Annotated in this window: 9 protein-coding genes; 7 read left to right on the top strand and 2 right to left on the bottom strand. The window is 72.6% G+C overall.

The annotated features are described in order from the left end of the window. Positions 1 to 15: 15 nt before the first annotated feature. Entirely contained in the window at positions 16 to 321 is a 306-nt protein-coding gene (locus tag WMF45_RS08505) for a hypothetical protein (protein WP_437716442.1), read from the top strand. A gap of 466 nt (positions 322 to 787) precedes the next feature. After that, a complete protein-coding gene (locus WMF45_RS08500; RefSeq protein ID WP_437716441.1) occupies positions 788 to 1,438 on the top strand; it encodes a glutathione S-transferase family protein in 651 nt (216 codons plus the stop codon). Positions 1,439 to 1,590: 152 nt separating this feature from the next. On the opposite strand, the gene WMF45_RS08495 is transcribed toward WMF45_RS08500, so the two are convergent. Then, on the bottom strand, positions 1,591 to 3,102 hold the full coding sequence (locus WMF45_RS08495; RefSeq protein WP_437716440.1) for a serine/threonine-protein kinase: 1,512 nt from the start codon (positions 3,100 to 3,102) through the stop codon (positions 1,591 to 1,593). Beyond that, positions 3,099 to 5,558, bottom strand: coding sequence for a FecR domain-containing protein (locus WMF45_RS08490; RefSeq protein WP_437716439.1), 2,460 nt, complete (start codon positions 5,556 to 5,558; stop codon positions 3,099 to 3,101). The genes WMF45_RS08495 and WMF45_RS08490 overlap by 4 nt, the downstream gene beginning before the upstream one ends. Positions 5,559 to 5,626: 68 nt before the next feature. Here WMF45_RS08490 and WMF45_RS08485 point away from each other — a divergent pair, with 68 nt between their 5' ends. The 5 genes from WMF45_RS08485 to WMF45_RS08465 all read left to right on the top strand — a co-directional run bounded on the left by WMF45_RS08485 (position 5,627) and on the right by WMF45_RS08465 (position 14,545). After that, the gene (locus WMF45_RS08485; protein ID WP_437716438.1) at positions 5,627 to 7,432 is read left to right on the top strand and encodes an OmpA family protein; all 1,806 of its coding nucleotides are present in this window, start codon (positions 5,627 to 5,629) and stop codon (positions 7,430 to 7,432) included. Between the two features lie 24 nt (positions 7,433 to 7,456). Beyond that, entirely contained in the window at positions 7,457 to 9,244 is a 1,788-nt protein-coding gene (locus WMF45_RS08480) for an adenylate/guanylate cyclase domain-containing protein (protein ID WP_437716437.1), read from the top strand. Positions 9,245 to 9,579: 335 nt separating this feature from the next. Beyond that, on the top strand, positions 9,580 to 11,310 hold the full coding sequence (locus tag WMF45_RS08475; RefSeq protein WP_437716436.1) for a DUF1592 domain-containing protein: 1,731 nt from the start codon (positions 9,580 to 9,582) through the stop codon (positions 11,308 to 11,310). Between the two features lie 15 nt (positions 11,311 to 11,325). Next, a complete protein-coding gene (locus WMF45_RS08470; protein WP_437716435.1) occupies positions 11,326 to 12,702 on the top strand; it encodes a DUF1552 domain-containing protein in 1,377 nt (458 codons plus the stop codon). Between the two features lie 52 nt (positions 12,703 to 12,754). Then, entirely contained in the window at positions 12,755 to 14,545 is a 1,791-nt protein-coding gene (locus WMF45_RS08465; protein WP_437716434.1) for a glycoside hydrolase family 44 protein, read from the top strand. Positions 14,546 to 14,651: the final 106 nt, after the last annotated feature.

Raw genomic sequence — 14,651 nt, 5'->3', positions numbered from 1 at the left:
AAGAGCCAGGGCTCCATGGCTTGTGCCTTCGGCTGCTCACCGGCCGGCGGGGCGAGCTTGGTCGAGAGCGTCTGCGAAGGCATGCTTGCGGCCCCCGGGGCGAATCCGGGGGATCAGGTGGCCATGATGCCCTCACAGATCGGCCTGGCAAGCGCATTCTTTGGTTACCTGACCGCCAAATGTGGCGGCGACCTGGTGCCCGCCACGGCGCGGGCCCAGGCCGAGCTGGATCGCTGGCTGGCCTGGCAGCTCGCCCACCTCGGACCGGCCATGACCGCGGTCGCGTTCGAGCGCAACAGCAAGCGACGTGCCAGGCGCTGAAGCTCGCGTTCACGCGGTGCTTTCAGCGAACCGCGCGCGCCCCGAGACATTGCTGTCGCGGTACGTTCGAGCACGACGGCAGAATACTGAGCAGCAGCGGCGGCGAGGTCCCGGCGCAGCTCCGCAAACGCCTATTCGTTCTCCCAAGATGCCTCGTGGAAGCCGGAATGGCAGCGCGTGATCTCGGGGCGGACATCGCCGTCCTCATCCGTCGCTACCCCGTTGTGCTCGTCGGACATGAAGCAGAAGGGGATGCGATCTGTGCGAGGGTAGCCCGCGCAAAGCCATTCCGACCTGTCAAGAAATTTCTGCCAATGACCGGCAGTTGACACAACGTACAAAAAGTACGATCCACTGATCCGCCTATAAAAACAACAGATCCAACGAGCTCACTCGGCCGTGCAATACTGCTCACACCACGTTGAGTGGCATTCCCAGCCGACCGAACCAGGAAAGACTTGCTGCGATGAGCGAACTGATCATCTGGACCTACGACTGGGTGCCTGAAGGCCCTCGTGGTTTTGTGCGTGATCTGAGGCTGAGATGGGCGTGTGAGGAAGCCGACCTCATCTACGTGGTCAAAACGATCCCGTTCGATGGTCGCGAGACCAATCATCTCGCGCGCCAGCCGTTTGGCCAAGCTCCGTTCCTGAACGACGGAGAGCTGGAGATATTCGAAAGCGGCGCGGGGCTGCTGCATCTGGCCCGGAAAAGCGACAAGCTGATGCCGCCTGATCCGGCCGGAGAGGCGGAAACATTGCAATGGACGATCGCCGCGCTCAACTCGATCGAGATGGTCACCGTACCATGGTGGTTCCTGGAAATATGCGGCGATGAGGACAATCAACTCGCCGGATGGATGGGCCAGCGACTCGACCAGCTCGAAAAGGTACTGAGCGAGCGAGAGTGGCTCGCGGCCGGCCGCTTCACCGTCGCAGACCTGCTGATGGCGGATGTGCTACGGGTCCCGAAGGTCCGCGCTTTCGGCGATCGGCCGGCGACCGAGGCCTATGTAACCCGTGTGACGGATCGCCCCTCATTCAAGAGAGCCCAGGCCGACCAGATTCGTCTTTTCGAAGCGGCCGACGAGAAGAGAACAGAGAAAGGGGCAAACTGACGAGCGGCTTGGCCTCTGCCCTTCACGCACCACGCTCGAGCCGTTCGCGCCCGATGGTGTGAACGAGCTGAGCGCCGGGTCGCCGCGTCTCCGAACTGCGACAGAGCGCGGAGTCGGCAAAGGTGCCAAGGAAAGCGGCGCGGCGAGGGTGGCTAGCGCCCCCGGCGCACCACCCGCGCGATCTTCCGAGACAGCGCGTCCGGCGCGACCGGATAACGCGCCACGTCCGCGGCGCCCGCCGCCACGAGCGCGTTCATCCGGTCCGACGAGAGCCCGGACGCGCACACGACGGCGCGCACGACGGGCGCCGCGCGGCCGAGCGCCTCCAGCAGCGCGCACGCGCCTTCCACGTCGGCCCCGGCGTCGATCACCGCCACGCCGAGCCCCGCCTCGATCAGCGCCGCGGCGTCCGGCACCTCGGCGAGGTGGATCCCCTGCGCGTCGAGCCCGATCTCGCACGCCTCGCTGAGCCCCTGCCCCGCCGGCGCGAGACGGAGCAGCGCGACGGTGCGCTCCGGCACGGGCGCGAGCTCCGCCGTCTCGCCCTCCGGCCAGGCCTGCGCCCGCTCCGCCCGGTCGCCGGGCGGCGCGTCCGCCTTGCGCGCGGGCAGCCGCCGCGCCTCGGCCTCCAGCGACATCGCCTCGTCGAGCCGGGAACGCGCGGCCGCGGCGCTCTCCGGGCGCTTCTTCGGCAGCTTCGCCAGGAGGTCCAGCCGGAGCCGCTCCAGGAGCGGCGGGACCGGCGGAGCCCCGGGCGGCCGGCGCAGCGGCGGCGGGATCGAGAACATGTGCATCGCCATGAGCTCCACCGCAGGGAGGCCGACGAACGGCGGCGTTCCCTGCAACAGCGCCGTCAGGATGCAGCCGCACGCGTACAGATCGGTGCTCGGGCCCACCGCGAGCGAGCGGCACTGCTCCGGGCTCATGTACTCCGGCGTGCCCGCGACCATGTCCTGCGAGGTGAGCGTCGGCCCGGCGTCGAGCGGGTCGTCGAGGTGCGCCAGGCCGAAGTCGACGACCTTGGCGACCCGCTCCCCGTCCTGCTCGGCGAGCAGCACGTTCTCCGGCTTGAGGTCGCGGTGGACGATGCCGCTCGCGTGCGCGGCGCCCACGCCGTCGAGGATGTCCGCGAACAGGGCCGCGACCTCCGCGAGCGGCAGCAGCTCGCGCGACGCCCGGAGCAGCGCGCCGAGCGACTGCCCCTTGAGCAGCTCCATCACGAGGTAGATCGAGCCGTCGCCGTCGTCCTCGTCGCCCCCGAGGTCGAGCACCTTGACCACGTTCCGGTGCACGAGCCGCGACGCGGCGCGCGCCTCGCGGAAGAACCTCCGCCGGCTCTCCGGGAGCATCGCGACGTGCGGGTGCATCGTCTTCACCGCGACCGGAACGCCGAGGAGCACGTGCTCCGCCTCGTAGACCTCCCCCATCCCGCCCGCGCCGAGCAGCCGCACGAGGTTGTACTTCCCGCCGAGGACCCGCCCGGCGCGGGCGCGCTGCGGCGCGCCCGCGCCGGGCTCTTCCGAAGGGAGCGTCTCCGCGGCCGCGAAGCGGTCGGCGCGCGGTCGAGGCGCGGGCGCCCGCCCGTCCGCCGCCCGCTGGCCCTTCAGCACGGTGCGGTCGGGGTCCCCGTCCGGCGGCGGGCGCTCGCCGTCGCCCGCGCTCACGGCGACGCCTCGCGGAAGCCCACCGCGATCTGCGCCGTCACCGGGCCCTCGCCCTCGTCGCGCCACGGGCTCACCCGCACCGACAGCGCCCCGAAGAGCGCGCCGCCCGCCTCCACGCCCGCCGACAGCCCGCCGAGCACCTCGTCCGCCCTGATCTCCCGGTCGACGAGGTGCAGATCCAGCGCGCCGTGCAGCCGGAGCCACGGCGCCGGATCCGCCGTCGCCCCCGCCAGCAGGAAGCCCTGCACGGCCGGCGTGGCCGGCTCGCCGCCCGCCGCCGCGCCCTCGCCCCCCGCCGCGCCGCCGCCCGCGCCGCCGCCCGCGCCGACGGCCGCGCCGTCGCCCGAGGCGCGGATGCGGGCCCCGGCATCGGCCACCCACGTGAACCGGCCCGCGGCGCCGCCGAGCGCGATCCCGGGCTCGACGCGGAGCGGCGGGCTCCCGTCGGCCATGGGCACGCCCAGGCGGAGCGTGGGGCCGAGCTCGAGCTCCGAGCGGCCGAGGCGCAGGACGCGCGCGCGCGCGCCGAACCAGCCGGTGCTGCCCGCGCCCGCGCCATCGCCCTCGCCGGCCGGGTTCGAGCGGAGCGCGACGTCGAGGCCCAGCGGGCCGATCGCGCCGCTCGCGCGCACCTGCCCCGCGGCGACCCAGCCGCCCCCGGAGCGCGCCGCGGCCGCGCCGACGGCGGCGACCGAGGGCGGCGTCGGCGCGAGCCAGAGCCCGTCGGCCACCCCGGACATCGGGAGGAGCGGGAGGTACGCGCCCAGCACGGGCGCGGCCGGGGGCGCAGGCGGAGGCGCGGCGCGCGGCGCCTCGGGCGCGGCGGGCAGCTCGGCGTCGCTCGTCCCGATCACGCCGCCGCGGCCGTCGGCGACGTCGAGCCGCACGCGCAGCGGCTCGCCGGGGCGCAGCGCCTCCCGGGGCAGCGGGATCCGCGCCGTCAGGGCGCCGCCGCGATCGCCGCCGGCGAGCGCGACGGAGCGCACCCCCCCCGGCAGGTGGGCGAAGAGCCGCGGCGCCACCCGCCGCGCGACGTCGACCCCGGCGAGCCCCTCGAGCTCGACCCTGGCCTCGAGCGCCGGCCCACCCGGCGCCGCCGCGCGCGCGGCCGAGACCACCGCGCCCACCTTCGTGTACCGGACCGGGAGCGACGTCGCCGCGCCGGGAGCCGCGCCGCCGCGCTCGCGCAGCCGGAGCGCGCGCGGCGCGCGCTGGAGCAGATCGATGCGCTCGGGGACGGGGCCGAACGGGCCGTCGTCGAGCGAGAGCTCGAGCGCGGGAGACGGCGTGAGCTCGATGATCCCGTACGGGTTCGCGGTGATCTCCTGCGCCGCCGGGACGACGCCCCCGGCGGCCCGCGCGGCGACGAGGTGGAACCTGCGCACCGCGCCCACCCCCAGGTACTCCTCGCGATCGACGACCCGGACCCGGAGGAAATAGGCGCCCGCCGGCATCTTCTCCGCGCGGAACGACAGGACGTCCGGCTTCACCTCCTCGCGGGCGATGAGATCGTTGAACTCCGGATCGCGCGCGATCTCGACGCGGTAGCCGGCCGCGGCGGGCGCCGGCTTCCACGACGCCGACAGGACGCCGAGCCCCTCCGGGGCGAGCGCGATCTGCGCGGCGTCCGCGGTCGTCCACTCGACCGGCGCCGGCAGCGGGCGCGGGCGCGCGGGCGGCGCTCTGCCCACGAACCGGGTGCCGTGGTCCTTCGGGACCACGACGGAGAGGCCGCCCGACGTGACGCCCGCCTTGCCGTCGAACACCGCGACCGTCGTCCGCTCCCCGCGCCGCTGCACCACCGTGTCCCGCGACGACGCGCTCACGCGGCCGCCCCCGCTCGCGGCGACCTCGACCGACTGGCCCCGCAGCGCGGCGAGCGCCGCCTTCACCTCGCCGTCCGCGAGCTCGACGGCCGCGGGCGGCGTCTTCGATACCCGCGCTCGGCTCGCCGTGCCGTAGATGACGACGAGCGTATTCGGCGCGAGGAGCACCCGAGTCCGATCCACAAACTCGATATCTGCCCTCCCCTCATCCAGCGTGTTGACGCTCGAGTTCGTGAGCAGGGGCATCCCCTGAGCCGCGGGCGACCAGGCGCCGCCGGCCGGGCGCGCGCGCACGTCCGGGTGCATCGACCGGAGCTTCGCGTCGGGGATCGACGTCACCTCCGCCGGGAGGACCAGCGTGAGCCCCTCGGCGAGCGTCGTGCCCGGGCCGCACGCGACGCGGTTGTACCGCTGGATCAGGGCTGCATGCTTGGACGAGCCGTAGAGGACCGCCGCGATGTCGTCGCAGGTCTCTCCCGCCTGCACGCCCCATTGAATGACCGCCTCCGGATATCCGGGCGTCGGCTCTCCGGCGCTCGCCGAGCCGACGTATCCAGCGTGGATCGCAGCGTGGGTGGCGCAGCCGAGGAGCACCGCGACAGCGACGGACTGGCCATTTGACGGTGCCACGGCAGCGGCACGCTACCGGATCGAGATCGGCGTTGCAAGGGACCAGGCAATAGGATACGAGCAGACCGATGGCGTATTGGTCGGCGCGCGTCATCGCGCCCCTCCTGGCCTCCCCGCTGCTCTTCGCGGCGGCCACGGCTTCCGTGCCGGCCGCAGCGCAGGAGGCCACAGCGCTCGACAGGCTCGCTCCCGCGCCCGCGGGCGACGGGCTATCCACTGTCCCTTCTGCCGGCGTATCGGGGGAGCTCCGGCCCGCGGTCGGACTTCTGTTCTCCTATTCTCATCAACCCCTCAGCCTGCGCGGGACTGCGCCTGCCGGGTCGGTAACGTGGGTGGGCCGGCAGGCGATCCTCCACGCGCTCGCGAGCGTCGAGCTCCTGCGCCGGATCAAGCTCGATCTCGACGCGCCGTTCGTCCTGGATCAGGGCGGCGCGTCCGGCGCGCTCGGGAGCATCCGCGTCACCGCGCCCGCCGGCGGCGCCACGCTCGGCGATCTCCAGGCGGGAGGGAGGGTGACGCTCCTGCCCCAGGAGGGGCTGCGGCCGGCGGCGGCGCTCGGGCTCTCCGTCTGGCTGCCGACGGGAGACGAGGCGGCGTTCGCCGGCGCGGGCGCCGTGCGCTACGCGCCGCGGGTGATCGTGGGGGCCGAGCACCCGGGCTTCCGCTGGTCGGCCTCGGCGGGGGGCCGGTTCCAGAAGGCCTCGGCGGACAGCCTGACGGGCAGCGAGGTCCTCTTCTCCGCGGGCGCGGGCGTCCGCAAAGGCCCGCTGCAGCTCGGGTCGGAGCTCTCCGTCTGGGCCGCCGCCGGCGAGGGCTCGGCGCTCGCGGTCCCGGGCCGCGCGGGTGGCGAGCTCCTGCTCACCGCGCGCTGGTCGCTCGGCCCCCTCACGCTCGACGCGGGCGCGGGCCCCGGCTTCGGGCGGCTGCCCGGCACACCGAAGGCGCGCTTCTTCGCGGGGATAGGCATCGCCGCGGACGCCGTTCCGTCGGCGCCCCCTGCCGCCGCCCCCTCGGCCGTCGCCGGCGCGTCCGCCGGGACGGAGGGCGCTCGCGGCGCGACGCCGGCCGCGCCTCCGGCCGCCGACTTCGACGGGGACTCGGTCCCCGACGCGGAGGACGCCTGCCCCCGGGTCATCGGCGAGGCGCGCCCGCCCGCCGCGGCGGCGGGCGCCCGACCGGCGTTCCGCCGCGGTTGCCCGCCGGACCGGGACGACGACGGGATCTACGATGTCGACGATCGCTGCCCGGACGTGCCGGGGGTCAGCAGCGCGGCCGCCGACGCGGGACCGGGCGGCGCGGGGTCCGGGGTCACGGCCGAGGCCGCCGCGAGCGCCGGGTCCCAGCCAGCGTCGAAGCACGGGTGCCCCGCGGACACGGACGGCGACGGCATCCCCAACGCCGCGGACGCCTGCCCCTACGAGCGCGGCAAGCCGAGCGAGGATCGCGCGACGCACGGCTGCCCGTTCGCTGTGCGCATCGAGGGCTCGCAGATCGTGATCCTCCAGCAGGTCCAGTTCCGGACGGGCCGGGCCGAGATCGAGCCGGAGAGCTTCGAGCTGCTCTCCGAGGTCGCGGCCGTCCTCGAGGAGCACCCCGAGATCGCCCGGGTCGCGGTCGACGGCCACACGGACAACCAGGGCGCCGCCCAGGCGAACCTGAGCCTCTCGCAGCGCCGCGCGCTCGCCGTCGTCGCGTGGCTGACCGCGCACGGCATCGACGCCCGCCGGCTCGAAGCGCGCGGCTTCGGCGCGCGCCGCCCCCTCGCCGACAACCGCACCCGGGACGGCCGGGCCAGGAACCGCAGGGTGGAGTTCCAGATCCGCAAGCGCACCGACGAGGGCGCGGCCGGCTGGAAGGACGGTCCTCTTGAGTGACGCATCGCCCGGGGAGGCCTCCACGTGAGGGCGTTCTCGCTCAAGACGAAGGCGATCGCGCTCTTCACGGCGATCGCGCTCGTCCCCGTCGCCGTCGCCGTGACGCTCCTCGTCGACATGAACCGGCGCGCCGTGCGGACCTCCGAGGAGAGGATGCAGACGGCGATCCTCTCCGAGGTGGCCTCGGCCTCGATCCAGCTCGTCCGGGACGTCGAGAGCGATGCCGTCGCGGCCGCGGCCATCTTCGGCCACGCCGCGGGCGGCGCCATCCGGGACGAGGACGCTGTCGCGTCGGTGCGCGCCCTCGTCGCGACGCGCGCGCTCATCGACGCGGTGCGGCTCGAGGTGCCCGACGCGGGGATCAGCACCGTGATCCGCAAGGCGTCCTCCGACGCGGACGTCCCCGCCGCGCCGGCTGCGCTGCGCCGGCTCGCTGACGAGCGCGGCGTCGGCTTCGGCGTGATCGGGCCGGCCCGCGGCCTCCTCGTCGCCCGCGTGCGGCCCGCCGGAGCCGCGGGCGCCGGCGCCGCGGCGCCGCCTCCCCCGGGCGGCCCGGCCGGCTACGTTGTCGCCGAGGTGCCGCTCGACATGCTCGGGCTCGACCTCGAGGTGATCGCCGGGCGCCGCCTCGGGAGCGGCGCGGTGCGCCTGCTCATCGCGGGCCACGACCGCCAGGCGATCGCGGCGTTCGGGGTGCCGGGCGTCGCGCCGGGCAGCGACGTCTCGTCCTTGCCGATCTGGCGCAACCTCCCCGCGGGCGCGGGGTTGAACGACAGGATCGGCGTGCTCGCCCCGCACGATGAGGGCGGCCAGCGGATGATCGGCGCCATCGAGACGGTGCCCGACCTCGGCTGGGCGGTCGCGATCTGGCGCCCCGAGCCGGAGGCCTTCGCCGCCCTCGACGACATGCGGCGCCGCGGCGTCGCCGTCGCCGCGGGCGCGCTCGTCCTCGCGCTCGTCCTCGCGCTCGTCACCGCCCGCCACGTCACGCGCCCCATCCTCCACCTCGTCGCGCAGGCGCGGCTCATCGGCGCCCGGCGCTGGCGCGAGATCGCGCTCGGCGACGCGCTCCGGGGGCGGCGCGACGAGATCGGCGAGCTCACGACCTCCCTCGGCCGCATGGCCCAGGACCTCGAGCAGGGCGAGGCGGACATCGCCCGGGAGGCGAAGCTCCGCGGCGATCTCGGCCGGTTCATGGACAAGGCGGTCGTCGACGCGATCGTGCGGGGCGAGCACCCGCTCGCCCTCGGCGGCAAGCGGGCGGCCGTGTCGGTGCTCTTCGCCGACGTCGTCGGCTTCACGCCGCTCGCCGAGTCGCGCGACGCCGAGCGGATGGTCGCCCTCCTCAACGAGCTCTTCTCGATGCTCACCGAGATCGTGTTCCGGCACGGGGGCACGGTCGACAAGTTCATCGGCGATTGCGTCATGGCCGTCTGGGGCGCCCCGATCGCGCAGGAAGATCACGCGCGGCGCGCGCTCGCGGCCGCGGAGGACATGATGCGCTTCCTCGAGACGGCGAACGAGGAGTGGCGCGAGCGGTACGACGTCGAGGTCCGCCTCGGCGTGGGCGTGAACTCCGGAGAGGCCATCGTCGGCAACATCGGCTCCGACAAGCGGATGGAGTACACCGTGATAGGCGACGTGGTGAACGTGGCCTCGCGGCTCGAGGCCATCGCGGCGCCGAACCAGGTGCTGGTCTCCGCGGCGACGAGGGACCTCGCCGGCGACGCCTTCCCGCTGCGCGCGCTGGGCGAGCGCAACCTCACGGGGCGAAAGACGACAACGGCCGTGTACGCGCTCGATCCGGACTGAAGCTCGCCAGCCCTGCCCTCCCCTGGCCTCACGGAGTTGCGCGGGCCGGTCGTTTGGCGTTGACCTCGGCCATGTGATCGTTCACATTTGGGCCAAGGGGTATCCTTTTGCTTCGCGCATGAGCGGGTCGCCCTGTGCGCCGCCCCCTTCGTCATCCAATCGAGTCCTTGTCGATTCCAGAGCTCCGTTCGCCCGACCGCCGCGAGAGCGATGGCCGAGCGATGGTGCTTGGTGTTCTTACCGAGGGTGAGCCACCGGAGGACACCACGGACCTCGTCGACTCGACGGGGGTCGATCAATCCTCGGTACGGTCCGTCGCGTCATCGGAGAGCAAGATGAAGAAGCCGTCCTGGCACGAGCTCCGTTTTTCAAGAGAAGTCGCCTGCGTTTGCGCGCTCGCCTTCGCGGCCGCGTGCACTGGCGCGCTGGGTGACAACACGACGGAGGGCGCCGGGTCATCCTCTGTCGGCGGCGACGGAACACCGACGGACCCGGGTGTCGGCGGCGACGGCGACGGCTCACCGACGGGCTCGGAGCCGCCGCAGTTTCAACCCGCGGCCGGGATGCTGCGCCGTTTGACGAGAACGCAATTTCGCAACGCCGTGCGCGACGTCTTCGGCGTGGAGGTCAATCTCAATGACCTCGACGCCGACAGCTGGAACGGGAACTTTGCAGTCATCGGCGCCGCGACCGTCGTGACCTCGGAGCGAGGCGTCGAGCAGTACCACGCGGCCATCGAGGGCGCCGTCGACGCGGTGTTCGCGGATCGCGGGAGGCGAGACCAGTTCATCGGCTGCACGCCCAGCGGCGCGGAGAACGACGCGTGTGTGCGCGGCTTCATCGAGGCGCTGGGGCTCCGTGCGTGGCGCCGCCCGCTCGAGGCCGCCGAGGTCGACCGGCTCGCGGCCGTCGCCGCAAACGCCGCGACCCAGCTCGAGAGCGCCGTCGAGGGGGCCCGCTGGGCGACAGTGGCCCTCTTCACGTCTCCGAACTTCCTGTATCGCCCGGAGCTCGGCGCTCCGAGCGCCGACGGCTCGCTTCGCCTGACGGGCTACGAGATGGCGTCCCGGCTCGCGTTCTTGTTGTGGAACAGCCTGCCAGACCAGGAGCTGCTCGACCAGGCCGCGAGCGGGGAGCTCGCAACGGTGGAGGGGCTCCGCGCCGCGGCGACGCGGCTGCTCGAGGCGCCTGCCGGGCGCGAGGCGGTCGGCGCCTTCGCCGAGGAGTACATGCGGCTCGATCGGCTCGGCACGCAGGCAAAAGACACGGGGCTCTTTCCGGAGTACAGCCCCGCGCTGCAAGCGGCGATGGTCCGCGACATGCGGGGCACCTGGGAGGCGCTCGCGTTCGACGATCAGGCGAGCGCGCTCGACCTGTTCTCGACAACGAAGGTCGTCGTCAACACCGAGCTCGCCCAGCTCTACGGTATCGACACGGCCGGCCTCGGCGCGGGCGCCTTCGAGGTCCGCTCGCTGCCCGCGGACGGCCCGCGCGTCGGGATCCTCAGCAAGGCGGGCTTCCTCTCGCAGTTCGCGAACCAGAAGGAGGGCTCTCCCACGTTGCGCGGCAAGTTCATGCGTGACGCCCTCATGTGCACGCCCATCCCGCCGCCCCCCGGCGACGTCGCCCTCGAGCTCCCGGAGCCACCCGCGGACAGGCCCCTCACGAAGCGTCAGCGGCTCGAGATCCACCGGACCGAGCCCGCCTGCGCCGGCTGCCATTCGTACATGGACCCGCTGGGCCTGCCGCTCGAGACCTTCGACGCGATCGGCCGCTTCCGCACGACCGACCACGGCCTGCCGATCGACCCGAGCGGCGAGTTCGACGGGGTGCCTGTGGCCGACGCGCGCGCGCTCGGCGTGACCCTCAGCTCGGACGCCTCGGTCGCGGAGTGCCTCGTCCGCAAGTACTACACGTATGCAGCGGGTCACGAGGAGAGAAAGGTGGACAAGCGCGTGCTGAACGCGCTGGCCGCCTCGTTCGAAGGGTCGGGGTACAGGCTGCGGGAGCTGGTCCTCGACGTCGTGACCAACGACGCTTTCTCGTCCGTCGCCCCCCAACCCTGATCGCAGGTATCCCCCATGACGAACAAAGTTTTGAGCCGACGAACTGTTCTCCGGGGCATGCTGGCGACGGGCGCCGCCGTCACCATCCCGCTCCCCTTGCTGGAGATCATGCTGAACGAGAGCGGCACGGCGCACGCTCAGACGAAGACGCCGGTGTCGCCGCTCTACGTCACGTGGTTCTTCGGGAACGGCACGCTGCCCGGCCGCTGGAAGCCGGCGCGCACGGGCGCCGGTCAGGCCTGGGAGCTCAGCCCCCAGCTCCAGCCGCTCGCGGACCTCAAGTCGTACCTCACGGTGATCAGCGGCCTCGAAAACAAGGCCGTCATCACCGGTGTCGAGCACCCCTCGGGGTCGGCGGCGGCCACGACCGGCGCCGCAATCAGCGGGAACGCCGTGCGGGCCGCGTCCATCGACCAGGTCGTCGCGGACGCCATCTCGGAGGGGGCGCCGTACCGCTCCCTCGAGGTGGGGGTGACGCCGGCGACGCCGAACGGCCCTCAGGACTCGCTGCACACGGTCTCGCACAGGGGGCCGAACGCGCGCAACAACCCGGAGTTCGATCCGAAGGCCGTGTTCAACCGATTGTTCATGGGCGGCTTGCCCGAGCCCAGCGACGACGGCGCGGCTCAGGCCGCGAAGCTCGCGAACGTGCGGAAGAGCGTGCTCGACTCCGTCCAGCAGGACGGCGCGAGCCTGAAGCAGCGGCTCGGGGCGGCCGACAGGCATCGTATCGAGGAGCACCTCGAGTCGATCCGGGCCATCGAGCAGCGCCTCGATACCATGTCGTCCGGCGGCGGTCCGACGGCAGCGTGCAAGAGCCCGACGGCTCCCACCGTCGGCAAGGATGCGCAGAGCGAGGCGCCGCCTGCGGTGAACTCCGCCATGGTCGAGCTCTCGGCGCTCGCGCTCGCCTGCGAGAGGACCCGCGTGCTCTCGTTCATGTTCTCGCTGCCCGCCGCGCACATCTACTATCGGCACCTCGCGCAGGACATGAACGACGACTTTCATGACACCATCTGCCACGGAGATGCCGGGGATCAATCGAGCCAGCCTCGCGTCGACAAGGGTGTGATGTACACGATGCGCTGCCTGAACGAGTTCTTGACGAAGCTCAAGAACACGCCGCACGGCAGCTCGAACCTGCTCGACAGCTCGCTCGTGTACGTCACGTCCGACACCGCGTGGGGCAAGATACACACGAGGACGGAATGGCCGGTGCTCTTCGCGGGGAAGGCCGGAGGGCGGCTGCGCGGCGACGAGCACCACAACTTCCCCGGCGACAACCTGAGCAAGGCGCTCCTGACGGTCGCCCAGATCATGGGTTTGCCGCTCAAGGAGATCGGCCTCGACGCGGGGCGGGTCACGTCGCCGCTCGCGGGCATCCAGGTCTGACCGCGCCAGCACGCGCCGCGATCCCGCGGAGGGATGGAATACGATGCACCGCATGCTTTCTCGACATGCTCCCTTCTTGAACGCCACGCTGGTCCTCCTCGCATCTGCCGCCTTCCTCGCCTGCGGCGACGACGCCGACACCTCCTCTGCTGGCAACGGCGGCGCGGGCGCTTCGGGCGGCGGCGCGGGCGCTTCGGGCGGCGGCACCAGCACGGCCAGCGGCGGCGCCGCTGCTTCTGGCGGCGGCACCGGCACGGCCAGCAGCGGTCAGGGCGGGTCCGGCGGCCATCCTCCCGCGGACCTCGTCGAGCCCGGCGATCCCGGGCCGGGTGATGTCACCTTCACCGTGCGCGCCGATCGGGATGTGCGCCCGATCAGCCGGCTCATCTATGGCGCCAACTGGGCCGAAGACCTGGACGGCGAGCAGCGCGGCACCACCGTCGTGCGCATGGGCGGCAACCGCATGACGGCGTACAACTGGGAGAACAACGCCTCCAACGCCGGCTCGGACTACATGTACCAGAACGACGGGTACCTCGCCGAGAACAGCCCGAACGGCAATGTCCCCGGGGCGGCGGTGCGCATGCACGCCGAGGGCGCGCTGGCGCACGGCGCCGCCTTCATCGCGACCATCCCCATCTGCGGCTATGTCGCGGCGGACAAAAACGGCGGCGGCGACGTCAACCAGACCCGGAATTACCTCGAAACCCGCTTTCACCCGACGATCGCGCGCAAGGGCGCTCCCTTCTCCTCGTCGCCCAAACTCGACGACAACGCGGTGTACCAGGACGAGTTCGTCGCCTGGATGAAGCAGGCCTTCCCCGACGCCTTCGAAGGCGACGTCGCGCGCGTCCTGTTCTCGCTCGACAACGAGCCCGACCTCTGGAATCACACCCACGAGCGCATCCACCCGGAGCCGGTGCGCTACGCCGAGCTCGTCGACAAGAACATCGAGTTCGCTTCCGCGATCAAGGACGTCGCGCCCAATGCGCTCGTCACCGGCTTCGTCTCCTACGGGTATTCGGGCTATGTCAGCCTCCAGGACGCGCCCGACGCGGACGGCAACTTCATCGAGCACTGGCTCGACGCCATGAAGGCCGCCGAGATGAGCGAGGGGCGCCGCCTGGTCGACGTGCTCGACCTGCACTGGTACACGGAGATCTACGCGAACGGCGAGCGCCTCACGGGCTCCGACGCCTCCCCCGCGTCGGTCGAGGCCCGCGTCCAGGCGCCGCGCTCGCTCTGGGACCCGACCTTCGTCGAGGACAGCTGGATCGCGAACGACGTCGTGCGCGGCCCCATCAAGCTCATCCCCTGGCTCAAGGGCCTCATCGACGCCCATTACCCGGGCACCGCCCTCGGCATCACCGAGTACAATTACGGCGGCGGCAACCACATCTCCGGCGCGATCGCGCAGGCCGACGCCCTCGGCGTCTTCGGCCGCGAGGGCGTGTTCCTCGCGACGATCTGGGATCCGGGCGAAGAGGTCTCGATGCTCCGGGCCGGCGTGCGCGCCTTCACGAGCTACGACGGGCAGGGCGCGCGCTTCGGCGATACGTCCGTCCGCGCCGAGACGAGCGATGTCGCCAAGGCCACCGTGTACGCGAGCATCGACGAGGCCGATCCGAGCCGAATGGTGCTCGTCGCCATCAACAAGACAGCGGCCCCGCTCACGGCCGCGGTGACCCTCGCCGCCCACGAGAGCTACACGGCCATCGACGCGTGGCAACTCACGTCCACCAAGGCCGATCTCGTGCGTGCCGATCCGGTCGCGCCGCGCGCCACGAACGCCTTCACCTACGCGATGCCGGCCCACAGCGTGTCGGTGCTGGTCCCCCGATAGTCGCGTCCCCCTCGTCCGGAGCGTCGTCGAGACAAGCCTCGTCGAGACATGCGGCAACCCGACACGGGTTGGGCTGGAGCCCGCGGAGGCCACCCCGGCCCGCCAC

Origin of the sequence: Sorangium sp. So ce448 (assembly GCF_051520915.1) — a bacterium.
Lineage (GTDB): Bacteria > Myxococcota_A > Polyangia > Polyangiales > Polyangiaceae > Sorangium > Sorangium cellulosum_B.
Note: the sequence above shows the minus strand (reverse complement) of the source record. Positions and strands in the feature narration are given on the sequence as shown.

Coding starts and splice junctions, on each gene's coding strand:
- WMF45_RS08505 (WP_437716442.1), top strand. CDS start 16: ATGGCTTGTGCCTTCGGCTGCTCACCGGCCGGCGGGGCGAGCTTGGTC.
- WMF45_RS08500 (WP_437716441.1), top strand. CDS start 788: ATGAGCGAACTGATCATCTGGACCTACGACTGGGTGCCTGAAGGCCCT.
- WMF45_RS08485 (WP_437716438.1), top strand. CDS start 5,627: ATGGCGTATTGGTCGGCGCGCGTCATCGCGCCCCTCCTGGCCTCCCCG.
- WMF45_RS08475 (WP_437716436.1), top strand. CDS start 9,580: ATGAAGAAGCCGTCCTGGCACGAGCTCCGTTTTTCAAGAGAAGTCGCC.
- WMF45_RS08470 (WP_437716435.1), top strand. CDS start 11,326: ATGACGAACAAAGTTTTGAGCCGACGAACTGTTCTCCGGGGCATGCTG.
- WMF45_RS08465 (WP_437716434.1), top strand. CDS start 12,755: ATGCTTTCTCGACATGCTCCCTTCTTGAACGCCACGCTGGTCCTCCTC.